Source organism: Cryobacterium sp. PAMC25264 (assembly GCF_019443325.1).
Taxonomy (GTDB): Bacteria; Actinomycetota; Actinomycetes; order Actinomycetales; family Microbacteriaceae; genus Cryobacterium.
Window position 1 is genome coordinate 2,625,069 of the sequence record NZ_CP080383.1, and the last position, 25,965, is coordinate 2,651,033.

A 25,965-nucleotide genomic window follows, 5' to 3' on the forward strand; every position below is an offset into this window, starting at 1 on the left:
AGAACGTGCACCTGAATCCGGCCACCCCGTTCGTGGCGGCCGTGCTCGAGATCGTGGACTCCATCCCGCCCGGCCACGTGATGACCTACGGCGACGTGGCCGCCACCCTCGGTTCCCGCGCCGCCCGCGTGGTGGGCCAGACGATGGCCCAGTTCGGGGCGGATGCGCCGTGGTGGCGGGTGATCCGCGCTGGTGGGCATCCGCCGGTCGGGCACGAGGACCGGGCGTTGGAGCACTACCGGGCCGAGAACACGCCGTTGGTCACGACGACCGCGCCGGATGCCGGCTACCGGGTGGATCTCAGCCGAGCGCGCTGGCGCCCCTGACCGGTTCGACGGGGGCCGGCTCCAGGCGGGCTTGCCAGTCGGCGACGAGCTGCGGTTGGTCGATGCCGAGTACCGCGACCGGCACCGAGCCGCGCCGGTAGACCGCGACCAGGTCGCCCGTGGACGGGCTGCCCGCCTCGACGGTGACGTCTTCGCCGCCGCGCAGCCGGCCAGCGAACTGCACCTGCGCGCCGCCCTGCTCCGACGTCACCCGCGCAGGCGCCAGCGCGGCGGCCGGGTCGACCCCGAGCAGCGCGGCCATGGCGATGCCCGGCCGGTCGCGGGTGTCGCTCCAGTGCGGGATGCGCCGGTGCAGCCCGGTGGCCGGGTCGAACCAGGCCGCACAGTCGCCCACGGCCACGATGCCGGGCACCGCGGTGGCACCCGCCTCGTCGCAGACCACGCCGCCGCGCAAGTCGAGTCCGGCCTCGCCCAGCCAGCCCGCGAGCGGCACGGAGCCGATGTCGAGCAGCACCACATCGGCGCCGATCTCCTCCCCCGTGGTCAGCCGCACACCCGACACCCAGCCGGGTCCGATCAGCTCAGCGACCCGCAGGTCGGTGCGCACGGTGATGCCCCGGCGGGAGTGCAGCCGGTACACGGCGTCGGCGACGATTCCGCCGAATGTGGTGCAGAGCGCATCCGTGGTGCTGCCGAGCACCGTGACCTGCAAGCCCAGATCGCGCGCTGTCGACGCCACCTCGAGGCCGACGATGCCGGAGCCGACGACGATCATGCGGGCGCCGGGCAGCAGCTCTTCGCGGAGCGCGAGGGCGTCTTCGACGGTGCGGAGGGTGTGCACCCCGCGCGGCATCGGGTCGAAGCGGCGCGCGGCGGACCCCGTGGCGATCACGACGGCATCCGATTCGAGGGTGCGGCCGTTAGCGAGGGTCACCCGGTGCGCGGCCGCGTCCAGGGCCACCGCGGGCACGCCCAGCTGCCACTCGGCGCCGAGATCCTCCGAGGGGGCCTCGAGGGCCAGCTCGCCGATGGTGGTCTCCCCGGTGAGGAAGCCACGACCGAGCGGCGGCCGGTCATAGGGGCGGTGGCGTTCCCCGCCGACGATCGTGAGCGCTCCGGTGTAGCCGTGGGCGCGCAGGGCGGCCGCGCTGGCATGCCCCACCACCCCCGCGCCCACGATGGTGACTGAGTGCATGCTGGGTGATCCCCCGATCAGACAGGCGCGCCACCGGTTGCGATGGCGGCTCGAGGAACGAGCGGGCTCGGTCCTGGGCGGTTTGTGTGATGTGCTCTGGGTTCAGATTCGCGGCGCGGCCGTGGCGTGTCAAGCGTGTCGGGCGGGTTCTCGGCCAGTGGTTCGAAGCCTTTGACATGCCCGAAACACGACCGACTCAAACCCCCGCCCACACCCCCGCGAACTGTGACTTAAGCCCCGAAAATCCCGCATTATTGGGGCTTAGCTCACAGTTCGCGGCGGGTGTATCGTGCCTGCATGAATGCGGCCGACGATCACGCCCCGGATGCCCCGCAGAGCCACGCCGCGGACGCGCGACAAAGCCCGACCCCGAACCCACCGCGGGGAGAGTCACCCCCGTCCGGCGCGGAACCGGCCGACCCGGTGATCTCCAACCCGGAGCACTACCGGGTGCTGTTCGAGAACGACCGGGTGCGGGTGCTCGAGTACCGCGACGACCCGGGTACGACGACCACGCCGCACGGGCATCCGGACAGCGTCATGGTCACCCTGAGCGGCTTTCACCGCCGGCTCGCGAGCGGTGACCGGGTCTTCGACACGGTGCTGGATGCCGGCGAGGCACGTTGGCTGCCCGCTCAGACCCACTCGGGCGAGAACACCGGCTCAACACCCACCCACGCGATCTTCGTCGAGCTGAAGGGCGACCCCCTCGCCGGCCCCACCGGCGCCCCTCCCCTGGGCCCGTCCTAGCCCGCGAACTGTGAGCAAAGCCCCGAAAAACGGGAGTTTTTGGTGCTTAAGTCACAGTTCGCGGGAGGGTTAGACGAGGGACTCGCGCCAGGCGGCGTGCAGCTTGGAGAACCGGCCGGTGCCCGAGATGAGCATGTCGGGGGTGCCGTCCTCCACAATGATGCCGTTCTCCATCACGAGCACCCGATCGGCGATCGCCACGGTCGACAGCCGGTGCGCGATGATCACCGCGGTGCGGTCACTGAGCAGGGTCTGCAAAGCCTCCTGCACCAACCGTTCGCTGGGAATGTCCAGCGACGAGGTGGCCTCGTCGAGGATCAGCACCGCCGGGTCGGCCAGGAATGCCCGAGCGAACGAGATCAGCTGACGCTGCCCGGCCGAGACCCGGCCGCCGCGCTTGTTCACGTCGGTGTCATACCCGCCGGGCAGGCCCACGATGAAGTCGTGCGCGCCAACCGCCTGCGCCGCCGCCTCGATCTCCGCCCGGGTGGCCTCGGGCTTGCCGATCGCGATGTTATCGGCCACGCTCCCGCTGAACAGATACGCCTCCTGGGTCACCATCACGATGGCCCGGCGCAGGTCCTTGGGGTGCAGGTCACGCAGGTCCACGCCGTCTAACAGCACTCGGCCGTCGGACGGGTCGTAGAACCGCGAGATCAGCTTGGCCAACGTCGACTTGCCCGCACCCGTGGAGCCGACGAGGGCGATGGTCTGCCCCGGCTCCAGGGTGAGGTCGAAGTGCGGCAGGATGACCCGGTCGGCCTGGTACTCGAACTGCACGTTCTCGAATTGCACGGCTCCGGTCGACGTCCACAGGTCCACCGGCTTGATCGGGTCGGGCACGCCGGGCTGTTCCTCGAGCACTCCGGAGATCTTCTCCAGCGCGGCAGCGGCCGACTGGTAGGAGTTGTAGAACATCGCCATCTCCTCCATCGGGTCGAAGAACCGGCGGGTGTACAGCAGCGCGGCCAGCAGCGCTCCGATGGCCAGCTGACCGTCGGCGACGCGGAAGCCCCCGACCAGCAGCACCACGGCGACGGTGACGTTGCCGATCAGGATCAGCCCGGGGTCGAACACCCCGAACAGCTGGATGACCCGGGCGTTGACCAGCCGGTACGCCTCGACGAGCTTGCCGAAGACCCGTTCGTTGCGCGGTTCGGTGCGGAACGCCTTGACGGCGCGGATGCCGGTCATGGTCTCGACGAACTGCACGATCAGGCTCGCCGAGGCGGTGCGCGACCGGCGGAACAGGTGCTGCGAGCGCACCTGGAACCAGCGGGTGAGCGCGAGCAACGGCACCAGGGCGACGAGCAGCACGAGCCCGCTCACACCGTCGAGGGTGACCAGCGCGATGGCGGTGAACACCATGTAGAGCAAGCCCTGCACGAGCTGGTTGATGCCGGAGTCGAGCAGTTCGCGGATCGCATCCAGGTCGCTGGTCTGCCGGGAGATGATGCGCCCGGAAGTGTACGACTCGTGGAACTCGAGGCTCAGCCGCTGGGTCTGCAGGAAGACACGCTTGCGCAGGTCGATGAGCACGGCCTGGCTGATGCGCGCGGAAAGCACGGTGTACCAGGCGATCAGCAGGGCGCCGGTCACACCGGTGACCAGGTAGACCGCGCCGGTGGCCGCCAGCGGCATCCAGTCCTGGTTGAGCAGGGCTGGCAGGCCCTTGTCGATGCCATAGGCGATCAGGGCGGGGCCGGCGACCTGCGCGGCCGTGGAGACGACCACGACGAGCATCGCCACGACCACCGACCAGCGCACCGGGAACAGCAGCGAGCCGAGCAGTCGCAGCGACCGGCGGCGGATCTGGCCGCTTTCCGCTTTGGTGTAGTCGAGGCGTTCTTCGCCTTCGACGCCGGTGACGCTCACAGCGATTCTCCCGTTCGGTTGGACTCTCGTCGTTCTTCGTCTTCCAGGCTGGAGATGACGAACTTGTAGTGCGGGCTCGAGACCAGCAGTTCGGAGTGCCGGCCGACCGCGGTGACCCGACCGTTCTCCAGCAGCGCCACCCGGTCGGCGAGCATCACCGTGGACGGGCGGTGCGCCACGATCAGCGCGGTGGTCTTGACGAGCACCCGGCGCAGCGCGGCTTCGACGAGCGACTCGGTGTTCACGTCGAGCGCCGAGAGCGGGTCGTCGAGCACGAGCACGGCGGGCGCTGCGGCGACCGCCCGGGCCAGCGCCACGCGCTGCCGCTGACCGCCGGACAGGCTCATGCCCTCCTCGCCGACGAGCGTGTCGACGCCGTCGGGTAGGTCGTGCACAAAACCGGCCTGGGCGATGTCCAGCGCCTCGGCGAGCACAGCGTCGGCCTCTGGGCTCCGCTCGTCGAACTCCGGGCGGCCCAGCAGCACGTTGTCGCGCACGGATGCCGAGAACAGCGTCGCATCCTCGAACGCCATGGCGATGTGGCGACGCAGCTCCTCACGCCGCAGCGCCCGCACGTCGACCCCGTCGAGGGTCACCGAGCCATCCGTCACGTCGTACAGCCGGGTGGTGAGCGCCGTCAGGGTGGACTTGCCGGAGCCGGTGAGCCCGACCAGCGCCATGGTCTCACCGGGTTCGAGCACCAGGTCGACCCCGTCGAGCAGGTCGGGGAAGCGCTCAGGGGAGTCGGCGTAGCGGAAGTGCACGTTCTCGAACGCGAGCCGGCCGCGCGGAGCGGTGATGGTGACCGGGCGGGGCGGGTCGGTGATGGTGTTCGGGGTGTCGAGGATGTCGAAGAACCGGTCGGTGGCGGTGCGGGTGTCGAAGGTCATCGACAGCAGGAACCCGATCGACTCCACGGGGAAGCGCAGCACGGTGGCCGTGGCGAAGAAGGCCACCAACTCGCCGACGCTGAGCTGGCCCTGGCTGGTGAGCCAGACGCCGGAGACCAGGCAGAGCGCGAACGCCACGTCGGGTACGAGCAGCAGCCACAGCCAGATGCCGGCGATGGCGCGGGCCTTCTCGATCTCGGTGCCGCGCAGTTCTTCGGCCTGGTTGGCGAAGCTCTTGAGCGCGAAGCTGCCGCGGCCGAAGGCCTTGAGCACCCGGATGCCGTGCACCGACTCCTCCACGGCGGTCGCGAGGTCGCCGGACTGGTCCTGGCTGCGCCTGGCGATCACCGAGTACTTCTCCTCGAAGACGTACCCGTAGATCCAGATCGGGATCGAGCAGACGAGGAAGATCAGGCCGAGGATCCAGTTCATCGACACGAGGATCACGACGCCGGCGAGGATGGTGAGGAAGTTCACCACCAGCAGCACCAGGCCGAACGAGATCCAGCGGCGGATCATGTTGAGGTCGCTGATCGCGCGTGAGAGCAGCTGCCCGCTCGGCCAGCGGTCGTGGAAGGTCACGGGCAGGTCCTGCAGCCGAGCGTAGAGAGCGTTGCGCATCCGGGATTCGATGTGGGTGCCTGGCACCAGCACGAACCAGCGGCGCAGCGCGATCATGACGGCCTCGAGCACGCCGAGGGCCAGCACCGTGAGCACGGCGGGCCAGATCGGGGCGGTGTCGCCCTGGCTGAGGGCGCCGTCGACGAGCTGCTGCAGCACCTGCGGGATGGCCAGGGCCACCAGTGAGGCGAGCAGCGCGGACAGCATGCCCAGCCCGATTCGCGGCAGTGCGGACTTGGCGAACGGGTACAGCCGCAGCAGCGTGCGGAGGGTGTTGGGACGGGCGGCCGTGGGCGCGAGGTGGGGCGGATGCTGTTCTGCTGTGGAGGTGGTCATGAGTCGTTCCTGCTAAACCCGCGTGATTCTGGCGTCGAACGGGTGGATGAGGCGTGCTGAGTCGGTGCGGGAGCCGCGGCGAAGCCGACGGTGCCGTGCTGGCGCGGGGGGTGCCGCGTCCGAGAGGAGAAACGGGCGGTGATGCCCGCGATAGCTCAGTGCCCGCGGAAACGGGCAGCGGTGGTGTGGCCGGGCCCCTAGACGGAGGCGAGTCGGAGCGCCGGGACGAAGGCAGCGCCGGTCGCAATCGTTGCGAGCGTGGTGCGGGCTGTCTTGGTCATGTCGGCCTCCTGAGCGCGTCTGTTCATCGTCTTGTGCCCCCCTGTTCAGGCAGCCTTTCAGGATAGGGCCCCGGGCGCGACGGGCGCAAGAGCAAATTTCGGCCGGCGCCTGGTTCGGCTGCGGATGCGGGCGCGAGGCCGGGCGCGTCCGTGGCGGGCGGGGTCAGCGCACCCGTACGCTCAGGCAGGTGACGCAGCCCTCGAGCTTCTCGAATTCGGTGATGTCGACCGTCACGGTGCGGTACCCGAGCCCGGTGAGCAGTGCGGCAGTCTGTGGGGCCGCGGCCGACATCAGCAGGGTGTTCTCGTCGAGGATCACGACGGCGGTGCCCTCGGCCTCTGGCACGGGCAGGAACCTCTCGAACAGGCTCGGGTCGTCCACGAGGGGCGGGTAGCCGATGATGGTGCCGTCCGGCAGTGCGGTGATCGCGGTCTTGAGGTGCAGGGCCCGGGTCACGGGAACCGGCACGACGGTGTACCCGAGCGGTTTCACGATGGCGGCCAGCTGCGCGGCGCCGTCGGCGTTGGTGCGGAGACTCTGGCCCACGTACACGGTGCGGCCCACCTTGAGCACGTCGCCGCCATCGAGGGTGCCGGGCGACTCTAGCCGATGCACGGTGAGGCCGAGGTCGCGCACGGCAGCCTCGGCGGCGGCGGTCTCGCCGCGCCGGCTGGGCGCCCCGGGGCTCGCGACCACGGCGGTGCCGCCGAAGAGGATCACGGCGTCCTCGATGAACACCGAGTCGGGCTGGTCGGGCGCCGGTGCCACCTCGAGGGTGGCCCAACCCTCAGCCTGTAGGGCTGCGACATAGCCCTCCCACTGGGAGCGGGCCAGCTCGAGGTCGATGGGCACGCGGTCGATATGGGTGATCTGCCCCTCCGCGAGGATGTCGACGGGCCGGCGCACGAGGGCGCGCTTTCCGGTGCGGATGGTTGCCGTGCCGTCAGGGATTCCAGAGTCTCCGGAGGTTGTCATGCGCACAGCCTAAAACACCCCCGCGACGCGCGTCTCGCTTCGCCCGCCCGTGCCGGCATCACCGGGTTGCCGCGACGGCCCCCTCCACCGCCGGGAAAGGGACTTCCCGCGCACGTCGGCGAGCGCCGCATCCGTCACGTGGCAGGTGGGCACGCGAGTTGCCAGTTGACGCCCCCACACGCCCGCCCAAGCGGCCTCAGCTGGCAACTCACCGAGGCGCCCGCCGCTGACATGCCAGTTGAGGCCCTCTCCCGGCCGCTCAATGGGCGCGAAGTGGCAAGTCAGCGAGCGCTGTACAGGTGCCGCCAGTGCGCGGCCCGGACTAGCGGGGCGCGGGGAGGGTCTCGGGGGCGTCGTCCCAGTCCTGCACGGTGATGGACTCGGTGAAGTGCTGGGCACGCTCCTTGCCGCCCTCGTCGCCGGAGAACAGGCCGGGCGCCTCGATGACGGGGCGGGCGGGCTTGCGGCTGCGGGACGACGGGCGCACGGGTGGGGCCTCGGGCTCGTGGCGCACCTCGACACGGCTCATCGGGAGGGCGTCGGGGTTCTCGGCGTTGACCCAGTCGATCAGGTTCTCCCGCACGAAGCAGCGCAGATCGAACAAGGTGGGAGCATCCTGCGCCGTCACGAGCACACGCACCCGCACGTAGCCGCCCACGGCATCTGTCACCTGGAGCACGACGGCGCGTTCGTCCCAGAGGTCGGTCTGCGCGACGATGCGGTTGAGCTCCTCGCGCATCGCGGCGGGGTTGACGCGCCAGTCCAGGTCGAACTCGATGGCGCCGAGCAGTTCGCTGTTGTGTCGGGTCCAGTTCTGGAACGGGGTGGTGGTGAAGTAGGTGGACGGCAGCACCATGCGGCGGTCGTCCCAGATGTGCACGACGATGTAGGTGAGGGTGATCTCCTCGATCTTGCCCCACTCCCCCTCGACGATCACGACGTCATCCACGCGCAGCGCGTTGTTGAACGCGAGCTGCATGCCGGCGAAGATGTTCGCCAGGGTGGACTGGGCGGCGAGACCCGCCACCACGCTGAGCAGGCCGGCGGAGGCGAACAGGCTGGCGCCGACGGTGGCGGCGCCGGGGATGCTCAGCAGCACGGTGCCGATCGCGCAGATGATGATGATCACGATGCCGATTCGGCGCATCATCCGCAGCTGGGTGCGCACCCGGCGGGCGACCCGGTTGTCGCGCACGTCGATGCGGTACCGGTTGGCGGCCATCTCCTCGGCGAAGTACAGCAACGCGCAGAGCAGCCAGGTGGCGCTGCCGATGAACAGGGCCCGGAAGACGAATCCCACCGTGGTATCCCAGCCAGCGGGCACATCGAGGTAGCCCGCCACGGCGAGCCAGAGGAGGCCAATCAGCACGGTCATGCGGAACGGCACCCGGATGAGCTGCACGAGCACACGCGCCCACGCCTTGCGCTTACCGACCAGGCGGAACGCGAACGCGGCGACCGCGGTGATCCCGAGGGCGAGAACGATTGCCGCGAGCGCGGCAACGGGGAAGGCGGGCAGGGACAGCCCGAAAACATCGATCACAAGTGGCCTTTCCGTGTCAGGTCAGTGAGAGGTCTGCAACGGCGGTGTCACGTGGACCTCTCATCATGACAGCACTCGCTGAGAAGAGCCACAGAGTGGGGCACGGATGCGGCGGTGCCGCCCAGCCGGCGCGGTTACGCTACCCCAACCGCCCCGGCGGAGCGCCCCGGTCTCACGCCGGCGGCACGACACCACTCTCAAGGAGACCGAATGCCCCTCGTTCGCATCGATCTCGTCGAAGGACGAGACGCCACCCAGATCCAGGCCATCGGAGACGCCCTGCAGGACACCTTGGTTCAGGTATACGAGCTGCCCGAACGGGATCGGTTCCAGATCGTCACGGAGCACCCCACCGGACGGATGGTCGCCCTCGATGTGGGCCTCAGCTTCGAGCGCTCCGAACAGCTGGTCATCATCCAGATCTTCACCCAGGCCGGCCGCTCCGACGAGGCGAAGCAAGCCTTCTTCGCTGCCCTCACTGCCAACCTCGCGGCGGTCGGCGTAGCCCAAGCCGACGTCGTCATCGGGTTCGTAGAGAACAGCCCGGCCGACTGGTCGTTCGGGTTCGGTCGCGCGCAGTACCTCACCGGAGAGCTGAAGCGCCCCGGCAGCTGAAGCGCCCCGGCAGCTGAAGCGCCCCGGCAGCTGAAGCGCCCCGGCAGCTGAGTCCGCCCGGAACCGGCGAGTGCCGCCGGTTCCGAACACCGGCCTAGTGGAAGAAGTGACGCTCCCCGGTGAAGTACATCGACACTCCGGCGGCCGTCGCCGCGGCGATGACCTCCTCGTCGCGCACCGAACCACCGGGCTGCACGACGGCGGTGACGCCGGCCTCCAACAGCACCTCGAGGCCGTCGGCGAACGGGAAAAACGCGTCGGACGCGGCCACGGCGCCCTCCGCCCGCCCGCCGGCACGGCTCACGGCGAGGTGGCAGGAGTCGACCCGGTTGACCTGGCCCATCCCCACACCCACGGATGCGCCCGCGTGCGCGAGCAGGATCGCGTTGGACTTCACGGCCCGGCAGGCCTTCCAGGCGAACTCGAGGTCGGCGCGGGTGGCCGCATCCACCTCGGGGCCGGACACGAGACGCCACTCGGCGGTATCGAGGGTGTCGAAGGTGTCGGTCTCCTGCACCAGCAGGCCGCCGGAGATCTGGCGCAGCTCCAGCGACGAACGACGGTAGTCGGCCGGCAGCTCCAGCAGGCGGATGTTCTTCTTGGCACTGAGCAGCTCGAACGCGGCCGGCTCGAAGCCGGGTGCCACGAGCACCTCGGTGAAGATCTGGCTGACCGTCTCGGCCATGCCCAGCGTGACGACGCGGTTGGCGGCGATGACCCCGCCGAACGCCGATACGGGGTCGCAGTCGTGTGCGCGATGGTGTGCGGAGGCGATGGCGTCGGGCGCCTTGGGGTTCGCCACGGCGATGCCGCACGGGTTGGCGTGCTTGATGATGGCCACGGCCGGTTCGACGAAGTCGAAGGCGGCGCGCACGGCGGCATCCGCGTCGACGTAGTTGTTGTACGACATCTCCTTGCCGTGCAGCTGCGTGGCCTGGGCGATGCCCTGGCCGCCGTCGCCGAGGTAGAGGGCCGCGGCCTGGTGCGAGTTCTCGCCGTAGCGCAGCACGGTGCCGCGGGTGGCCTCGATCGCGAGGGTCTCGGGGAACAGCGCGTCGGCCTCGGGGTCCTCGGCGGCGACGATCGCGTCGAACGCGTCGAGGATCTCTTCGCCGAGCGCCTCCGTGTCGTCCTGCCACTGGTCATACACGTTCTCGGTGAACCAGGCGGACACGCTCAGGTCGTAGTTTGCGGTGTGCTCGAACGCGAGCGAGGCGAGCTTCTGGCGCAGGCGCAGGGTGCTGCCGCCGGCCGCGACGGCCGCGATGATCTCCGGGTAGTTCTCCGGGTCGACCACGATGGCCACGTTGGGGTGGTTCTTGGCGGATGCGCGCACGAGGGCCGGTCCACCGATGTCGATCTGCTCGATCACGTCGGCGGGCTCCGCGCCGGACTCGACGGTTTCCACGAACGGGTACAGGTTCACGACCACGAGTTGGAACGGCGCGATGGAGAGGTCGGCGAGCTGGTTCTCGTGCGCCTCGAGGCGGAGGTCGGCGAGGATGCCGGCGTGCACGCTCGGGTGCAGGGTCTTCACCCGGCCGTCGAGCGATTCCGGGAACCCGGTGACGGCGGCGACATCCGTGACGTCGTGGCCGGCTTCGCGGATGGTGGCGGCGGTGGATCCGGTGGAGACCATCTCGACGCCGGCGGCGGCGAGGGAATCGGCCAGTTCGACCAGGCCGGTCTTGTCTGAAACCGAGATCAGCGCGCGCTGCACGGGGATGACGTCCCGGTCGCGGTAGAGGCTCCGGGCGTTGGTGTGACCGCTCATATGGGGGAATGCTCCTTGAGATCGACGTGTCCGTTGGCGATGTCGAGCACGGCCTGCACGAGCAGGCGGCGTTCGACGAGTTTGATGCGGTCGTGCAGCGCGTCCTGGGTGTCGTCCGGGAGCACCGGCACCCGTTCCTGGCTCACGATCGGTCCGTCGTCCACTCCGTTGTCCACGACGATGATGCTGGCGCCCGTCTGCGTCACGCCGGCGGCGAGCGCGTCGCGCACCCCGTGAGCGCCGGGGAACTCGGGCAGGTAGGCAGGATGCGTGTTGATCAGGTGCGGCGACAGCGCCGACACCACCCGCGGCGGCAGCAGGCGCATGAAGCCGCTGAGCACCGTGAGGTCGGGCTGCCACTGCTGGATCTGCTCGAGCAGGGCGTCGCCCCAGGCATCCCGGTCGGGGTACGACGAGAACGGCACCGAGAAGGTGGAAATGCCGAATTCCTCACCGAGGTCGAGCCCGTCCGCGTCCCGGTCGGCGCCGATGGCGACCACCCGGGCGGGGAACTCGGCGTCGCCGGACGCCTCCAGAAGCGCGCGCAGGTTCGAGCCTCCGCCGGAGATCAATACGACCAGTGACAGCACCATCCGAGCCTACCGTTTCGTTGAGACTTCCTCGGTGCGCGTATCCGTGCTCCGGGCCCGACGGCCACCGACGAGCATACCGAGTGCGGCGGCGATGCCCACCTCCACCACGGTGAGGGCTCCGACGAGCAGCGGGTTCGGTCCCACATCGACGAGCCGACCCGGGCCCATCGCGCCGGCCGACCACCAGGCGAGCAGGCCGAGCAGGATGCCCGCGACCAGGCCCATCAGGCCGCCGGTGAGCAGCATCCGTGTGGTGCCGTGCGGGGAGTTTGCGCGTTTGTCCAGGCCTTGGCGCACGAGTACGGCCACGATGAAGCCGATCAACACGGGTACGAGCAGGCCGAGGAAGCCGAAGTCCAGGGTGCCCTGCGGCAGCACGCCGAACAGCGGCAGCCCGGGTACGGCCGCGACGGAGGTGCCGAGCGGGGTGATGCTGCTGCCGGTACCCAGCGCGATGCCGGGGCCGGCGAACCAGCTGGCGGCCCAGATCACGATGTTGGGGATGAAGGCGAGCTGGCCGATGGTGAGGCTGATGCCGCCCACCACGTCGGCCTGGAGGGTCTCGTAGAGGCCGATCACGGTGGCGAAGTTGGCCAGCACCGACACGAACACGGCCAGGCCCGCCACCACCAGGATGCCGGCGACGGCGGCCGTTCCGCCGCGGAGCGCGGCGGCCAACTGGCTGCGCACCTCGGCGGGGATGCGGTGCAGCTGGTCGGTGACCGGGCGGGCCAGCCAACCGGGCCACACGGTGCCGGCGGCCCGGCCCGGCGCCCACGCGCCGATCAGCACGCCCAGCGCGAAGACCAGGGTGGGCAGCAGGATGCCCTGCACGGGCGCCGGGGTCACCACGGCGGTGCCGGCGGAGAAGGTGAGCAGCGCGGCGAGCAGCGCATACGTGAGCACCGCCGTGCCGGCCGCGGTGAGGCGGTAGTCGGTGCTGGCGGCGCGGCGGCCGGTGCGCACGCCGAGCAGCACCGCGAGTACGGCGAAGCCGAGCAGCGCGATGGTGAGGCTGAACGGGGCCTCGGCCCCGGCAAGCCCTAAGGCGGTGGTGACCTCGACGGGCAGTTGTACCGCCAGGTCCACGCCGTTGCCGAGCAGCCAGACGTCCACGGCGGCTCGCCAGAACACGAACCAGTCGATGCCCAGGCCGTAGTGGGTGCCCCAGAGCACGGTGAGCGGCACCAGGGCGATGCCCACGCCGATGGCGACGACAATGAGCGCCTCGAGCGCGGCGAGCAGGGCAGTCGTTATACGGTTCATATCCGAGAGGGAGCCTACCCTGGGCCGGCCGCAGGTTCGTCGTACCCCGCCGCGCAGTCAGGAACCGCGAACGGTTGTGAGGCAAAAGTGACTTTATGAGGATGAAAATTGGGTCTCAGATCCTCTTAATCTTCCGAAGTCCTCATAAACCCGCGTCGCTCAGACGCCGCCGTCGACCGACCGGGTGAGGGGAACATCTTCGTCGGGCACCAGCACCGGAGTGGCCGCGTTGAGTGCCTCACCCCGGAAGAACGGTTTGGCGCCGGCGAAGAACGACCAGATGACCATGAGCACCACCCCGGCCAAGAGCGACCCGACCCCCACCACGAACACCCCGCCGATGCCGAACAGCACGGTGTAGCCGTAGTCGGGATCGAGCATGTCGATGACGGAGAACACGAACGCTCCGGTGAGCAGCAGCGACCCGACCAGCGGGAAGACGAAACGCATCCAGGCGTTGCGCCAGCTGGTGAACAGGTCGTGCCGGAAGTACCAGACGCAGGCGTACCCGGTGATGGCGTAGTAGAACGCGATCGCCAGGCCCAGCGAGAGGATGGTGTCGTTGAGGATGTTGGAGCTGACCAGGGTCATTCCCACGTAGAAGGCCACAGCCACGACGCCCATGACGAGGGTGGAGAACGACGGCGTCTGGAACCTCGGGTGCACCTGCGCGAACCGGCGCGGCAGCGCCTTGTACACGGCCATGGCGAGGGTGCCGCGGGCGGTGGGCAGGATGGTGGTCTGGGTGGAGGAGACGGCCGAGATCATCACGGCCGCCACGAGTAGCCAGGCCCAGGGGCCGAAGACAGCGTCCTTGAGGGCGAAGAACACGTCGTCGGCGTTGCCCTCGTTGCCGAGGCCCAGGCCCGTGGTGCCGAGTCCGGCGTAGGCCATCGCGGCGACCGTGACGCCCACGTAGGTGACCAGCAGGATGACCGTGGTGAGCACCGCGGCCCGGCCCGGGATGCGCTTGGGGTCGCGGGTCTCCTCGTTCAGGGCCAGGCAGGTGTCCCAGCCCCAGTAGATGAACAGGGCCAGCAGCACGCCCTCGACGAGCCCGTTGAACGAGGTAAGCGCGAACGGGTTGAACCAGTCCGCCTGCGGCACCGTGGACCCGGACGGGGCACTGCCGTCGAACACCGACCACAGCGTGAACACGGTGAACAGCACCAGCGCCAGGTACTGGAAACCCAGCAGGACGTTCTGTAGCCGCTCGCCGATCTCGATTCCCCGGTAGCTGACCCACACCATCAGGATGATGAAGACCACCCCGGTGAGGGTGACGACGAGTTCGTTCTCGGCCAGGTCGGGGGCCACGAGCAGCCAGAAGTAGATGCCACCGATCTGGGCCAGGTTGCCCAGCACCACGATGCCGGCCACCGCGACGCCCCAGCCGCCCATCCAACCCACCCAGGGGCCGAACGCCTTGGTCGCCCACGTGAAGGTCGTGCCGCAGTCCGGGATGTCCCGGTTCAGTTCCCGGTACGCGAACGCCACCAGCAGCATCGGGATGAACGCGATCACGAATACGACCGGAGCCTGGGCGCCCACGGCTAGCACCACGAAGCCGAGCGTCGCCGCCAGGGAGTACACCGGGGCCGTGGACGCCAACCCGATCACGGTGGAACCGAACAGGCCCAGGGTGCCGGTGGCCAGACCCTTGCCCTCGGAGCGGCCCGGTTCGGGTCGCACCGGAACCGTGGCGTCATTGCGGGACATGGTCCTCCGATCGCGGGCATCGACATCCGCCCCGTCGTGTACCGACCGGCGCTGTCGATTGCAGCATGATACTCGCCGCACCGCACACGAGAAAGGGCCCGCCGAATCGGCGGGCCCTTTCTGGAACGGCTTACAGCGCGGCGAGAACCTCGCGCAGCAGGGTCGCAGTCTCGCTCGGCGTCTTGCCGACCTTGACCCCGGCGGCCTCGAGGGCCTCCTTCTTGCCCTGTGCGGTTCCGGCTCCGTCGGAGACGATGGCGCCGGCGTGGCCCATGGTCTTGCCCTCGGGGGCGGTGAAGCCGGCCACGTAGCCCACGACGGGCTTGGTGACGTGCGCCTTGATGTACTCGGCGGCTTTCTCCTCGGCGTCGCCGCCGATCTCACCGATCATGACGATCGCGAGGGTCTCGGGGTCGGCCTCGAACGCGGCGAGCGCGTCGATGTGGGTGGTGCCGATGATGGGGTCGCCGCCGATGCCGATGGCGGTGGAGAAGCCCAGGTCGCGCAGTTCGTACATCATCTGGTAGGTCAGGGTGCCCGACTTGGAGACCAGGCCGACCGGCCCCTTGCCGGTGATGTTCGCCGGCGTGATGCCCACGAGCGCCTCACCGGGCGTGATGATGCCGGGGCAGTTCGGCCCGATGATGCGGGTCTTGTTGCCTTTCTCCTGGGCGTAGGCCCAGAATTCGGCGGAGTCCTGCACGGGCACACCCTCGGTGATGATGACGAGCAGGCCGATTTCGGCGTCGATCGCTTCGATGACGGCGTCCTTGGTGAAGGCCGGCGGCACGAACGCGATGGAGACATCCGCGCCGGTCTTCTCCATGGCCTCGGCAACCGTGCCGAAGACGGGCAGCTCGACGTCGCCGTGGGTCACGGTGGTGCCGGCCTTGCGGGCGTTGACGCCGCCGACGATCTGGGTGCCGGCCTTGAGCATCAGAGCGGTGTGCTTGGTGCCCTCGCCGCCGGTAATGCCCTGGACGATGACCTTGGAGTCCTTGTTGAGGAAGATAGACATTCTCTTGGGTTCCCTTACTTCGCGGCGTAGGCGAGTTCGGCGGCCTTGGCGGCGCCCTCGTCCATGGTGGCGGCCAGCGTGACCAGCGGGTGGTTGGCCTCGTTGAGGATGCGGCGGCCTTCCTCGACGTTGTTGCCGTCGAGGCGCACGACCAGGGGCTTGTTCGCGGCGTCGCCGAGGGTGGCGAGCGCTCCGACGATGCCGTGGGCCACGGCGTCGCACGCGGTGATTCCGCCGAAGACGTTGACGAAGACGCTCTTGACCTGCGGGTCGCCAAGGATGACGTCGAGGCCGGCGGCCATGACTGCAGCGGATGCTCCGCCGCCGATGTCGAGGAAGTTGGCCGGCTTGACGCCGCCGAAGTTCTCACCGGCGTAGGCGACCACATCGAGGGTCGACATGACCAGCCCGGCGCCGTTTCCGATGATGCCGACCTCGCCGTCGAGCTTGACGTAGTTGAGGTCGTTCTGCTTGGCCTTGGCCTCGAGCGGGTCGGCCGCGGCCTTGTCCTCCAGGGCGGCGTGGCCCGGGTGGCGGAAGTCGGCGTTCTCGTCGATGGTGACCTTGCCGTCGAGGGCGATAATGTCGCCCTCTTCGGTGAGAACCAGCGGGTTGACCTCGACGAGGGTGGCGTCCTCGCCGGCGAAGACGCTGTACAGCTGCACGAAGACGGGGGCCACCTTGTCGACAAGCTCGGCCGGGAACTTCGCCTGCACGGCGATCTCGCGAGCCTTCTCCAGGTCGATGCCGGCGTTCGGGTCGATGGCCACGTAGGCCAGGGCGTCGGGCTTCTCCACCGCGAGGACCTCGATCTCGACGCCGCCCTCGTAGCTGGCCAGCGAGAGGTAGGAGCGGTTGGACCGGTCCAGCAGCACGGAGAAGTAGAACTCCTGCTTGATGCGGGCTCCCCCGGCGACCATCACGCGGTGCACGGTGTGGCCCTTGATGTCCAGGCCCAGGATGGCGCGCCCGGCGGCTTCGGCCTCATCGGGGGTCTTGGCGACCTTGACGCCGCCGGCCTTGCCGCGGCCTCCGACCTTGACCTGCGCCTTGACGACGACGACACCGCCCAGCTTCTCGGCCGCGGCGCGCACCTCCTCGGGCGTGTCTGCGATGATCCCGGGCAGAACCGGGACTCCATACTGCTCAAACAGGTCTCTGGCCTGGTATTCGTAAAGATCCACGCTGCTCTTCCAATCCGCGTCATAGCGTTCCGTGCATGGGGTAGGTGTGGCCTGATGCCCCGGCGCGAAAACTAGCTCGACGTCGAGAGATACTGACCATCTCAAACTCTACCTTCTCAGATCGGGCACCATGCCCGCTGGCGCCGGCGCCGCGTCGCTGGAGCACCCCGCGCCGCTGGTCGCACCCCACACGCCACTAGAGCCCACACGCTGGTCGAGCCCGTCGAGACCCCTTCCGCTGGTCGAGCCCGTCGAGACCCCGCAACGTGCCCACAGTCTCAACCACACGCCGGTCGAGCCTGTCGAGGCCGGGTGACGATGCCTACGCCCCGACCCCGACTCACGAGATCTCGACAAGCTCGATCGGCGGGATGGTCGCGACCCACACACTGGTCGAGCCTGTCGAGCTGTGGGGGCGCTTCGGGCCCGGGTGGTCGGCGGAAGCGCACTTCCTTAGGAGACCCCGCACCCCGGCGGCCTCGTCGCACCCCGGCGTTCTCGCTCGCTGCACCTCGTACGGCTGGATGCGCCCCCCTATTGCGGGCGTGCCGGCCCAGAAGGGGCGTACCGAAGGTCCGGTACCGCTGGTCACGGCGCCCTCACAGTGCTTGGCTGGCCTTATGAGCGAATCAGACCCGGCGCGCCAGCCCACCGGTCCCGCACCCACCTCCCCCGCCGCCGAACCCGACCACGCCAGCGAGCCGCACTCCCCGGGCATGCTTCCCGGCTCAACTGGCTACGCGCCGGCGTACTCGGCGCCAACGACGGCATCGTCTCGGTCGCGGCCCTGGTCGTAGGCGTCGCCGCGGCCACCTCCGACTCCGCGGCAATCCTCATCGCCGGGGTGGCGAGCCTGCTCGCCGGGGCGATCTCCATGGCGCTCGGCGAATACGTGTCGGTGAGCAGCCAGCGTGACACCGAGCGGGCCCTGATCGACAAGGAACGAAGCGAGCTGGCCACCATGCCCGAGCAGGAGCTGGCCGAGCTCGCCGGCCTGTACCGGGCAAAGGGGCTCTCCGCCGAGACCGCCCGTCTTGTGGCCGACGAGCTGACCGCGCACGACGCGCTCGGCGCGCACCTCGAGGTGGAGCTGCACATCGGCGCCGACGAGCTCACCAACCCCTGGCATGCGGCCTTCGCGTCGGCGGTGGCGTTCACGGTAGGGGCGATCCTGCCGCTGTTGGCGGTGCTGCTGCCGCCGCCGGAGTGGCGCGTGCCGGCGACGTTCCTCTCGGTGGCCGTCGCGCTGATCATCACCGGCTGGCTGAGCGCGTTCCTCGGCGACAGCCCGCGGATGCGCGCGATCGCGCGAGTGCTCATCGGTGGGCTCCTCGCCCTCGGTGTGACCTATCTGATCGGCGGACTGCTCGGCACCGCGATCTAGCGGCAACGGCCCGGCGAGCGCGATCCGGACCTCTCGTCGAGGTCAGGGCGACCCGGTCTGGACGTAGTCTGGACCCATGTCTTCTCGCCCCGCCGGCCCTTCGCTCGTTCCCCTGGCCGCCGCAGCGGACGCGGCCCTGGTGCTGGTCTTCGTACTGATCGGCCGGGCCAGCCACGGCGAAGGGCTTTGGGGAGTGCTGCTCACCTGGTGGCCGTTCCTGGCCGGGCTCGCGGTGGGCTGGCTCGTCGCGCGCGCCTGGCGGCACCCGCTGCGCCTGGTCTGGACCGGTGTGATCGTGTGGCTGGTCACCGTGATCGTGGGCATGCTCCTGCGCGTAGCCAGCGGCCAGGGTGTGCAGCTCAGCTTCGTCATCGTCACGGTCGTCGTGCTCGGCGTGTTCCTGCTGGGCTGGCGCGCGATCGCGCTGCTCGTACAGCGTCGGCGCTCCGCGCGCATCGGCCGAGGCGCGCGGGCGACTCGACGCTCACGGCATCCGCGCATCGGCTGAGCCGGGCGCGCGACCGACGCACACGGCATCCGCTCATCGGCTGACATCGTTACGCGACCCGATCGGCGCCGCATCTACCGAGCCGGGCGGTGCCGCGCGCTACTCGCCGCATCCGCAGGGCCGCCAGAGCGTGCGCCGCGCCGCCTGGACCCGTGCCCTGTGCCCCACCGCCTGGCTGGGGCACAATGCCCGTGAACGGTCCGCGCCCACCCGGGCGCCCGCCCACGCCGAGGAGCCCGATGCGCACCCTGTCGATCGACCCCAAGACCCTGGCCGAAGAGGCCTACCTCTACCTCTACCCGCTGGTGCTGATGGATGTGACCCGGCAGCAGAGCATCAACACCGCGCCGGGACGGGTCTTCGGCAGAGGGCCGGCCAACACGTTCGTGCACACCCGCACCTTTCCCACCGCCGAGTTCCGGGACGTGGTGCGGCCCAACTTCGACACTCTGTACTCGATCGCCTGGCTCGACCTCGGGGCGGGGCCGGTCGTGGTGCACGTACCGGACACCGCGGACCGGTACTACATGCTGCCGCTGATCGACATGTGGACCGAGGTGTTCGCCAACCCGGGCGAGCGCACCACCGGAACCGCGGCGGCTGACCTGTTCGTGGCCCCGCCGGGCTGGTCGGGCGCGGTGCCCGCCGGGCAGATCCTGCTCCAGGCGCCCACCCCGTTTGTGTGGATCGTCGGCCGGTTCCAGACCAACGGCGTCGACGACTACCCCGCGGTCCGCGCCCTGCAAGACCAGCTCTCGCTCACCCTGCCGGATGCGTACGAGCCGTTCCCGCTGGATCCCACGGTGGACTCGACCACCCCGCCGCTGCGCACGGTAGCGCAGATGAGCGGCATGGAGTTCTTCCGTCGGGCGGCCTCCCTGCTGCGCGCCGTGCCGCTGCATTCCACCGATTTCTCCGTGCTCGCGCGGCTGGCCCACCTCGGGCTGGTGCCGGGCACCCCGTTCGACGGCGACCGGCTCACCGATGACACCGTCGCGGAACTCGAAGCCGGGGTGGCCGAGGCCCGGGCGACCCTGCTCGCCACACTCCCCCAGATGGGCCGGCGGGTGAACGGATGGCTGCTCAACGTGGAGACCATGGGCAATTACGGCAACGACTACCTCAAACGCGCCGTGGTGGCGCTGGTGGGGTTGGGCGCGAACCCGCCGGAGGATGCGGTGTACCCGATCCTGGTGGCGGATGCGGACGGTCGCCCGCTCAGCGGCGAGAACCGGTACCGGCTGCACTTCGAACAGGCCGAACTGCCGCCGGTGGAGGCGTTCTGGTCGTTGACCATGTACGACTCCGACGGTTTCCAGACCGCGAACGAAATCGACCGGTATGCGATCGGCGACCGGAACGACCTCGGGTTCAACGGCGACGGGTCGCTCGACCTGTACCTGCAGCACGACCGCCCGGCACCGGAGCTGGTGGCCAACTGGCTGCCCGCGCCGCTGGGCCCGCTGGGCGTCACGATGCGGTTGTACGGGCCGCGCCGGGAGGTGCTCGACGGCGGCTGGGTGCCGCCGGCGGTCACCCGCGAGCACGCCCCCTGACGAACGCAGGCCTTCTCGCGCGGGCGTTACTTGAGATTCTCGAATGGGTGACCCTCTCGTCGGTCGAGGGCTCCCCGTTACGTCACCATCTCGTCGGTCGAGTTTGTCGAGACCCCGCGAGACGACAGGACACTCCGACCAACGTTGCAGGAACGGCCCGCCCGGTTTCGACAAGCTCAACCACCGATCGGGAACGCACCGTAAGACGGCCCACCGGGTTTCGACAAGCTCAACCAACGATCGGGAACGCACCGAAAGACGGCCCACCCGGCTTCGACAGGCTCAACCACCGATCGGGAACGCACCGAAAGACGGCCCACCCGGTTTCGACACGCTCAACCGACGATCGGGGAACGCACCGCAGGACCGCCCGACCGGTTTCGAGAGGCTCGGCCGGTGACCGGGGTAGGTCAGCGGGCCCGGTCGTCGGCTTCGTCGTCGTCGTCGCCGTCGAGGGCTACGAGGCGGTTGTCGGCGTCGTCGCCCCACTCGTCTTCGTCGAGTTCGTTCTCGGCCGTGTCATCCTCGTCGGAGAGCACGTTGTCGGGGATATCCAGGTCGTCGACGGTGCGATTGTCGTCGAGGGCCTCGGGGTCGTGCGGCCAGAGGCCGTCTGAGTCATGGGGCATTGCGAGCCTCCTTCGAACACACGGGTGTACAGCGGGAAACGAAACGGATGCCGGCCACGCCGGACTGCGCGACGTGCCAGTGCGTGACACCGTACCTGCGCCGTCGGTCACCGGCAAGGGTGCGGGCATCCGATTCGGCGAATTCTCTGACCCGGGTGACGCCTCCACGGATGGGGCCAGTGCGGCGCGTCCAACCGGGCGACTTTAGAGGGAAAAAGTGAGTTGAGGAGGATGCGACGGCGCGGAGCGTCCTGTTAATCGGCCGATGTCCTGATAAACGGCCGTCGCTCAGACGGACGGGGCGGGCGGAGCCGAGTGCCGCGCCGCGCGAGCCAGCGCGGCACGGCTGACGAGCACGACCACCAGGGCCACCGCTCCGCCCAACGCGGTCTCGACGACCCGGTCGACGAGCAGCTCCGACACCGGGGCCGGGCTGGCCAGGTGCGACACCGAGAGGGCCAGCGGGGTGATGAAGAGCAGGGCGGCACCGTAGTGGCGTCCGATCAGGATTTCTGCCCCGAACTGGCCGATTCCGATGGTGAGGATGAGCACCCACACCGGCGGCCCGGGCAGCAGAATCAACGCGGTGAGCAGCACGCCGGCGACGGTGCCGAAGACGCGGTGGAACGCCCGCGCGGTGGAGTGCCGGGCGCCGGGTGGCGGCAGTACCGCCACCACGCTCACAACGGCCCAGTACGGATGCCCGATGCCCACGAGGATCGCCAGTCCACCGGCGACGAGCACGCCCACGAGCATCTGCCCGATCGAGCGCCAGACCAGCTTGTCGCGGTACGCCGCCGGGTTCATCCGGGGGTGCCGCGGCAGCTCCTTGAAGAGGGCCGCCGATCGGTCCGCCGCCGCCCGGCGCACGGCCCAGCCCGACATCGTCACGATCCACGCGAACGCGGCGCCGACCGCGCCGACGGCCAGGCTCGGCAGCACGTCGGCGGGGTCGGTGGGCACCTGCGCGCACACCGTGTAGGCGAAGACGAAGAACAGCGGGGTGCCCGGGAACAGGCCGGCCGTGCTGATCAGCAGCACTCCGAGCACGATCACGACCATCAGCCCGAGCGTGAGTAGGGCCAGCGGCGCCCCGAGTGCGGCCATCCCCACCCGAAGGCGATGCTGCCCAGCATCCCGGCGGCCGCGATGCTCACCGACCGGGCGCGCAGCTTGTACGGCTCGCCGCGGCCGAACAGTGCCGTCATGCCGCCGAATGTGGCGTACACCGCCCAGTCGATGCGGCCCAGGAGCACCAGCACGATCAGCGGAACCACCATCGCGAGCGTCGCCCGCACGGCGACCTCGATGTCGAGGGCGCGGAGCGACCGCGCCCACTGCCGAAGCGTTTCCGGCCGGGAGGACGCATCCGACGAATCGTTGTCGTTCGGTGACGTCACTCGATCTTCTCGATCGGCGCGATCTTGATCAGCAGTTTCTTCGCCCCGGCGCTGTCGAACTGCACGTGCGCGATGCGCTTGGTGCCCTCGCCGGTGACCTGGTTGACCTTGCCGTCGCCGAAGTCCACGTGACGGATGCGGTCGCCCGCGTTGAGCGTGAGGTCGCCGTTGTCGCGCACCTGCGCGGTGACCCGGTTGGGCCACTCGGTCTTCGGTTTGGGCGCCGGCGGCAACTGGCCGGGCGTGCCGGAGCGACTGCCGAAGCCGCCGCCGTCCCGCCGGGCGTTGAGCGCGCGCGGCTGGGTGCCGCCGCGGGAGTTGGCCATGCCGGGCGACTGCTTCCAGTCGATCAGCGCCGCCGGGATCTCCTGCAGGTACCGGCTGGGCATGGCCACGTTGACCTCGCCGAACTGCGCGCGGGTCATCGCCAGCGACAGGTACAGCCGCTGCCGGGCACGGGTGATCCCCACATAGAACAGGCGGCGTTCTTCGGCAGGTCCGCCGGGCTCGCCGGCCGACATCTGGTGCGGCAGCAGGCCCTCCTCCACGCCGGTGAGGAACACGGCCTCGTATTCGAGGCCCTTGGCGGTGTGCAGCGTCATCAGCGATACGGTGCCCGACGCGTCGTCGAGGTCATCCGCTGCGGCGACGAGCGACACCTGGGTGAGGAAGTCCACCAGGCCGGCGTCCGGGTTCTCCCGGTTGAAGTCCTTGGTCTGGGCGACGAGCTCCTCGATGTTCTCCGCCCGCACTTCGTCTTGCGCGTCGCGGCTGGCCCGCAGCACGGCGAGCAGGCCGCTGCCGTCGAGCAGGAACGTGAGCAGGTCGCTGACGTTCGCGGCGCCGGCCGGGTTCTGCGGGTCCATCATCAACGCGGCCGAGTCGAGCAGGGTGGCCAGCTGCAGGATGGCGCCCGTCACCTTGGGGCCGAGGCCCAGGCCGCCGGAGTCGCGCATGGCCTGGCGGAAGGAGATGCCATTGGTCTCGGCAAAGCTGGCCAGCTGGGTCTCGGTGGCCGGACCGATGCCACGCTTGGGGGTGTTCAGGATGCGGCGGAGTGCGAGTTCGTCTTGCGGGTTGGCGACCGCGATGAGATACGCCAGCGCATCTTTGATCTCAGCGCGCTCGTAGAACTTGGTGCCGCCGACAACCCGGTACGGCACAGCGGCCCGAACCAGGATCTCCTCCAGCGCACGGGTCTGCGCGTTGGTGCGGTAGAACACGGCCATGTCGCGGTAGGCCATACCGGCGCGGTGCAGCACCTCGATCTCGTCGGCCACGAACTGGGCCTCGTCGTGCCCGTTGTAAGCGGTGTAGCCCACGATTTTCTCGCCGTCGCCGCCGGCGCTCCAGAGCCGCTTCTCGCGGCGGTCGAAGTTGTTGCCGATCACGGCATTCGCAGCCGAAAGAATGTTCTGGGTTGAACGATAGTTCTGCTCGAGCAGGATCACCTTGGTGCCCGGGAAGTCCCGCTCGAACTCGGTGATGTTGCGGCTGGACGCCCCACGGAAGGCGTAGATGGACTGGTCGGAGTCGCCCACCACGGTGAGCGAGGCGCCGGGGATCGCACCCGAAGCATCCTGCAGGTTCTTGACGTGCAGGCCCTGGTCTTCCATGTCGTCGGCCAGCTCCGGCTCGACGGGGCGGGTGAGCTCGCGCACGAGCGCGTACTGGGCGTGGTTGGTGTCCTGGTATTCGTCGACCAGGATGTGCCGGAACCGGCGCCGGTACAGCGCCGCGACCTTGGGGAAGGCCCGGAACAGGAACACCGTCTCGCCGATCAGATCGTCGAAGTCGAGGGCGCTGGCCGCGCGCAGCCGTCTGGTGTACTGGCGGAAGATCTCGACGAACATGACCTCCTGCGGGTCGCTCATATTCGCGTTGCGGGCGTACGAGTCGACATCCGCCAGCTCGTTCTTGAGCTTGGAGATCTTGGAGGCGACGTTGCCGGGCGTGAAGCCGAGGGTGTCGGCGTCAAGCTGCTTGATGATGCGCTTGATGGTGACCTTCGAGTCGGCCGAGTCGTAGATGCTGAAGTTGGTCGACAGGCCCGCGCTCTCGGCCTCGCGGCGCAGGATGCGCACACAGGAGGAGTGGAAGGTGCTGATCCACATGCCGTCGGAGGCCTGACCCAAGAGTCCCCTCACGCGTTCGCGCATCTCGGCGGCGGCCTTGTTGGTGAACGTGATCGCGAGGATCTGGCTGGGCCAGGCCTCGCGGCTCTCGATCAGCCCGGCAACCCGCCGGGTGAGCACACTGGTCTTGCCCGAGCCGGCGCCCGCGACGATGAGCAGGGCGGGTCCTCGGTATTGCACGGCCTCGAGCTGCTGCGGGTTGAGGCCGTCGAACAGCGGGTTCTGCTGCTCGTCGCTACCGTGCGCCCCGTCCTGCGGGCCCGCCCGTCCGTCGAGGATGATCGGGGTCGCCGAGGGCCGCGTGGCCGGGGTGTTGGGCAGGTCTGAAGACAAAGTCATGGCCGCTCAATTCTAGGCGCAGCGGCCGACACCGGTGCCGGGGGCGGGTCAGTACTGCGAGAGCGGATGCGGCATCCGGGTGTGCAGGCCGTCCCGCACGAACACGGCCAGGTCGGGGTGGTCGGCGAAGACGCCGTCGATGCCGGTGTCCATGATCGTGCGGAACTCGGCCTGCCAGTTGCCCACGTCGGCCTTGCGGGTGCCCACCCGGTTGCCGGGGGCGAGGAAACGGTTTTCCGGACGCAGCGTCCAGGTGTAGATCTGCAGGCCGGCGGCGTGAGCGGAGTCGACGAGGTCGGAGGCGCCGTCCACGACACCGTGCTCATCCGTGTTGAGGATCAGGGACTTGGGCACGCTGATGCCGTCGACCTGGTGGCCGAGCTGGTAGAGCGCGAGGTCGCTGAGATAGTCGGCGTAGCTCGTAGCCCGGTCACCGAACCGGGCCACCAGGTCGGCGGGGGCTCCGGTCGCTTCGAGCAGGAACACTCGGCGGCCGAAAACACCCCTGGCCTGCACCTGGGCCAGCACGGTGCGTTCGAAACTCTCGATGGTGAGGCGACCCTCGCCGGTGTTCCAGCCGGCCTCGTTCACCTCGGCGGCGAAGAGTTCGTCCAGCGGCAGGCCGATGGACTCGAAGTAGCTGGCGTGCTTGAGTTCGGCGACGATGCCGAGCTCCCGGTCGAGCGGGGCCTCGGCCAGGTCGACGAGGCGGAACAGGTCGCGCAGCCGCAGGATCGGGAAGAGCCCGTCAAAACTGGCGCTCAGGCCACGCAGTGCGGGCAGCCGCTCGCGGGCGCGGAGTGTGGTGAGCTCTGCCCAGGTGAAGTCCTCGGTGAACCAGCCGGTCAGGGCGACACCGTCGATGACCTTTTCGGCGCGCCGGTCGGCGAATTCGGGGTGCGCCGCCACATCCGTCGTGCCGGAAATCTCGTTTTCGTGCCGCAACACCAGAACTCCGTCCCGGGTGGCGACGATGTCGGGTTCGACGGCGTCGGCGCCGAGGGCGAACGCGAGGCGGTAGGCGGCCTCGGTGTGCTCCGGCCGGTAGCCACTGGCTCCGCGATGGCCGATCACAAGGGGTTTCATGGTTC

At 69.4% G+C, this 25,965-nt stretch carries 21 protein-coding genes and 1 pseudogene; 6 read left to right on the forward strand and 16 right to left on the reverse strand.

Features of this window, described 5'->3' with window-relative positions:
• Positions 1-5: 5 nt before the first annotated feature.
• Positions 6-326, forward strand: coding sequence for an MGMT family protein (locus KY500_RS12180; RefSeq protein ID WP_219900803.1), 321 nt, complete (start codon positions 6-8; stop codon positions 324-326).
• Here the strand turns inward: KY500_RS12180 and KY500_RS12185 are convergent.
• The gene (locus tag KY500_RS12185; RefSeq protein ID WP_219900804.1) at positions 301-1,482 is read right to left on the reverse strand and encodes an NAD(P)/FAD-dependent oxidoreductase; all 1,182 of its coding nucleotides are present in this window, start codon (positions 1,480-1,482) and stop codon (positions 301-303) included. The genes KY500_RS12180 and KY500_RS12185 overlap by 26 nt on opposite strands.
• Positions 1,483-1,779: 297 nt before the next feature.
• Between KY500_RS12185 and KY500_RS12190 the strand changes: the two genes are divergently transcribed.
• Positions 1,780-2,232, forward strand: a complete 453-nt coding sequence (locus KY500_RS12190; RefSeq protein WP_255579247.1) for a cupin domain-containing protein — start codon at positions 1,780-1,782, stop codon at positions 2,230-2,232.
• A 69-nt stretch (positions 2,233-2,301) separates the two neighbouring features.
• Here the strand turns inward: KY500_RS12190 and KY500_RS12195 are convergent, their stop codons facing one another.
• The 4 genes from KY500_RS12195 to KY500_RS12210 all read right to left on the reverse strand — a co-directional run bounded on the left by KY500_RS12195 (position 2,302) and on the right by KY500_RS12210 (position 8,754).
• A complete protein-coding gene (locus KY500_RS12195) occupies positions 2,302-4,107 on the reverse strand; it encodes an ABC transporter ATP-binding protein (RefSeq protein ID WP_219900805.1) in 1,806 nt (601 codons plus the stop codon).
• Positions 4,104-5,954 (reverse strand): ABC transporter ATP-binding protein, encoded by a 1,851-nt coding sequence (locus KY500_RS12200; RefSeq protein ID WP_219900806.1) that lies wholly within the window; start codon positions 5,952-5,954, stop codon positions 4,104-4,106. The genes KY500_RS12195 and KY500_RS12200 overlap by 4 nt, the downstream gene beginning before the upstream one ends.
• A gap of 444 nt (positions 5,955-6,398) precedes the next feature.
• Entirely contained in the window at positions 6,399-7,211 is an 813-nt protein-coding gene (gene ddaH, locus KY500_RS12205; RefSeq protein WP_219900807.1) for a dimethylargininase, read from the reverse strand.
• Between the two features lie 322 nt (positions 7,212-7,533).
• Positions 7,534-8,754: a mechanosensitive ion channel family protein gene (locus KY500_RS12210; RefSeq protein WP_255579250.1), complete on the reverse strand. Its 1,221-nt coding sequence runs from the start codon at positions 8,752-8,754 to the stop codon at positions 7,534-7,536.
• 210 nt (positions 8,755-8,964) lie between these two features.
• On the opposite strand from KY500_RS12210, the gene KY500_RS12215 reads away from it, so the two are divergent.
• Positions 8,965-9,369: a tautomerase family protein gene (locus KY500_RS12215; RefSeq protein WP_219900808.1), complete on the forward strand. Its 405-nt coding sequence runs from the start codon at positions 8,965-8,967 to the stop codon at positions 9,367-9,369.
• A gap of 94 nt (positions 9,370-9,463) precedes the next feature.
• On the opposite strand, the gene purH is transcribed toward KY500_RS12215, so the two are convergent.
• The 6 genes from purH to sucC form a co-directional block, all read right to left on the reverse strand.
• A complete protein-coding gene (gene purH / locus KY500_RS12220; protein WP_219900809.1) occupies positions 9,464-11,143 on the reverse strand; it encodes a bifunctional phosphoribosylaminoimidazolecarboxamide formyltransferase/IMP cyclohydrolase in 1,680 nt (559 codons plus the stop codon).
• Positions 11,140-11,733 (reverse strand): phosphoribosylglycinamide formyltransferase, encoded by a 594-nt coding sequence (gene purN / locus KY500_RS12225; RefSeq protein ID WP_219900810.1) that lies wholly within the window; start codon positions 11,731-11,733, stop codon positions 11,140-11,142. Before purN ends, purH begins: the two co-directional genes overlap by 4 nt.
• A 9-nt stretch (positions 11,734-11,742) precedes the next feature.
• Positions 11,743-13,002, reverse strand: a complete 1,260-nt coding sequence (locus tag KY500_RS12230) for a DUF6350 family protein (RefSeq protein ID WP_219900811.1) — start codon at positions 13,000-13,002, stop codon at positions 11,743-11,745.
• A 159-nt stretch (positions 13,003-13,161) separates the two neighbouring features.
• Entirely contained in the window at positions 13,162-14,721 is a 1,560-nt protein-coding gene (locus KY500_RS12235) for an APC family permease (protein WP_219900812.1), read from the reverse strand.
• Positions 14,722-14,851: 130 nt separating this feature from the next.
• Positions 14,852-15,739: a succinate--CoA ligase subunit alpha gene (gene sucD, locus KY500_RS12240; RefSeq protein WP_066597484.1), complete on the reverse strand. Its 888-nt coding sequence runs from the start codon at positions 15,737-15,739 to the stop codon at positions 14,852-14,854.
• A gap of 14 nt (positions 15,740-15,753) precedes the next feature.
• Positions 15,754-16,923 (reverse strand): ADP-forming succinate--CoA ligase subunit beta, encoded by a 1,170-nt coding sequence (gene sucC / locus KY500_RS12245; RefSeq protein ID WP_219900813.1) that lies wholly within the window; start codon positions 16,921-16,923, stop codon positions 15,754-15,756.
• Positions 16,924-17,543: 620 nt separating this feature from the next.
• Between sucC and KY500_RS12250 the strand changes: the two are divergent.
• From KY500_RS12250 to KY500_RS12260, 3 genes and pseudogenes are all read left to right on the forward strand, one after another.
• Positions 17,544-18,307, forward strand: a pseudogene (locus KY500_RS12250) (VIT family protein).
• Between the two features lie 76 nt (positions 18,308-18,383).
• Positions 18,384-18,815 carry a DUF3054 domain-containing protein gene (locus KY500_RS12255; RefSeq protein ID WP_219900814.1) on the forward strand — a complete coding sequence of 144 codons (432 nt, stop codon included), beginning with the start codon at positions 18,384-18,386 and terminating at the stop codon, positions 18,813-18,815.
• A gap of 239 nt (positions 18,816-19,054) precedes the next feature.
• The gene (locus KY500_RS12260) at positions 19,055-20,371 is read left to right on the forward strand and encodes a DUF1254 domain-containing protein (protein WP_219900815.1); all 1,317 of its coding nucleotides are present in this window, start codon (positions 19,055-19,057) and stop codon (positions 20,369-20,371) included.
• A gap of 410 nt (positions 20,372-20,781) precedes the next feature.
• Here KY500_RS12260 and KY500_RS12265 read toward each other — a convergent pair whose 3' ends face one another.
• From KY500_RS12265 to KY500_RS12280, 5 genes are all read right to left on the reverse strand, one after another.
• Positions 20,782-21,000, reverse strand: a complete 219-nt coding sequence (locus KY500_RS12265; protein WP_219900816.1) for a hypothetical protein — start codon at positions 20,998-21,000, stop codon at positions 20,782-20,784.
• A gap of 288 nt (positions 21,001-21,288) precedes the next feature.
• Entirely contained in the window at positions 21,289-22,107 is an 819-nt protein-coding gene (locus KY500_RS12270; RefSeq protein WP_255579252.1) for an FUSC family protein, read from the reverse strand.
• Positions 22,062-22,400, reverse strand: coding sequence for a hypothetical protein (locus KY500_RS19340; protein WP_255579253.1), 339 nt, complete (start codon positions 22,398-22,400; stop codon positions 22,062-22,064). The genes KY500_RS12270 and KY500_RS19340 overlap by 46 nt, the downstream gene beginning before the upstream one ends.
• A complete protein-coding gene (locus KY500_RS12275) occupies positions 22,397-24,874 on the reverse strand; it encodes an ATP-dependent helicase (protein WP_219900817.1) in 2,478 nt (825 codons plus the stop codon). Before KY500_RS12275 ends, KY500_RS19340 begins: the two co-directional genes overlap by 4 nt.
• Before the next feature lie 48 nt (positions 24,875-24,922).
• Positions 24,923-25,960: a glycerophosphodiester phosphodiesterase family protein gene (locus tag KY500_RS12280; protein WP_219900818.1), complete on the reverse strand. Its 1,038-nt coding sequence runs from the start codon at positions 25,958-25,960 to the stop codon at positions 24,923-24,925.
• Positions 25,961-25,965: the final 5 nt, after the last annotated feature.

Coding starts and splice junctions, on each gene's coding strand:
- KY500_RS12185 (WP_219900804.1), bottom strand. CDS start 1,482: ATGCACTCAGTCACCATCGTGGGCGCGGGGGTGGTGGGGCATGCCAGC.
- purH (WP_219900809.1), bottom strand. CDS start 11,143: ATGAGCGGTCACACCAACGCCCGGAGCCTCTACCGCGACCGGGACGTC.
- ddaH (WP_219900807.1), bottom strand. CDS start 7,211: ATGACAACCTCCGGAGACTCTGGAATCCCTGACGGCACGGCAACCATC.
- KY500_RS12280 (WP_219900818.1), bottom strand. CDS start 25,960: ATGAAACCCCTTGTGATCGGCCATCGCGGAGCCAGTGGCTACCGGCCG.
- KY500_RS12265 (WP_219900816.1), bottom strand. CDS start 21,000: ATGCCCCATGACTCAGACGGCCTCTGGCCGCACGACCCCGAGGCCCTC.
- KY500_RS12255 (WP_219900814.1), top strand. CDS start 18,384: ATGTCTTCTCGCCCCGCCGGCCCTTCGCTCGTTCCCCTGGCCGCCGCA.
- KY500_RS12270 (WP_255579252.1), bottom strand. CDS start 22,107: ATGGCCGCACTCGGGGCGCCGCTGGCCCTACTCACGCTCGGGCTGATG.
- KY500_RS12190 (WP_255579247.1), top strand. CDS start 1,780: ATGAATGCGGCCGACGATCACGCCCCGGATGCCCCGCAGAGCCACGCC.
- KY500_RS12230 (WP_219900811.1), bottom strand. CDS start 13,002: ATGAACCGTATAACGACTGCCCTGCTCGCCGCGCTCGAGGCGCTCATT.
- KY500_RS12275 (WP_219900817.1), bottom strand. CDS start 24,874: ATGACTTTGTCTTCAGACCTGCCCAACACCCCGGCCACGCGGCCCTCG.
- KY500_RS12260 (WP_219900815.1), top strand. CDS start 19,055: ATGCGCACCCTGTCGATCGACCCCAAGACCCTGGCCGAAGAGGCCTAC.
- KY500_RS12215 (WP_219900808.1), top strand. CDS start 8,965: ATGCCCCTCGTTCGCATCGATCTCGTCGAAGGACGAGACGCCACCCAG.
- KY500_RS12200 (WP_219900806.1), bottom strand. CDS start 5,954: ATGACCACCTCCACAGCAGAACAGCATCCGCCCCACCTCGCGCCCACG.
- KY500_RS12235 (WP_219900812.1), bottom strand. CDS start 14,721: ATGTCCCGCAATGACGCCACGGTTCCGGTGCGACCCGAACCGGGCCGC.
- sucD (WP_066597484.1), bottom strand. CDS start 15,739: ATGTCTATCTTCCTCAACAAGGACTCCAAGGTCATCGTCCAGGGCATT.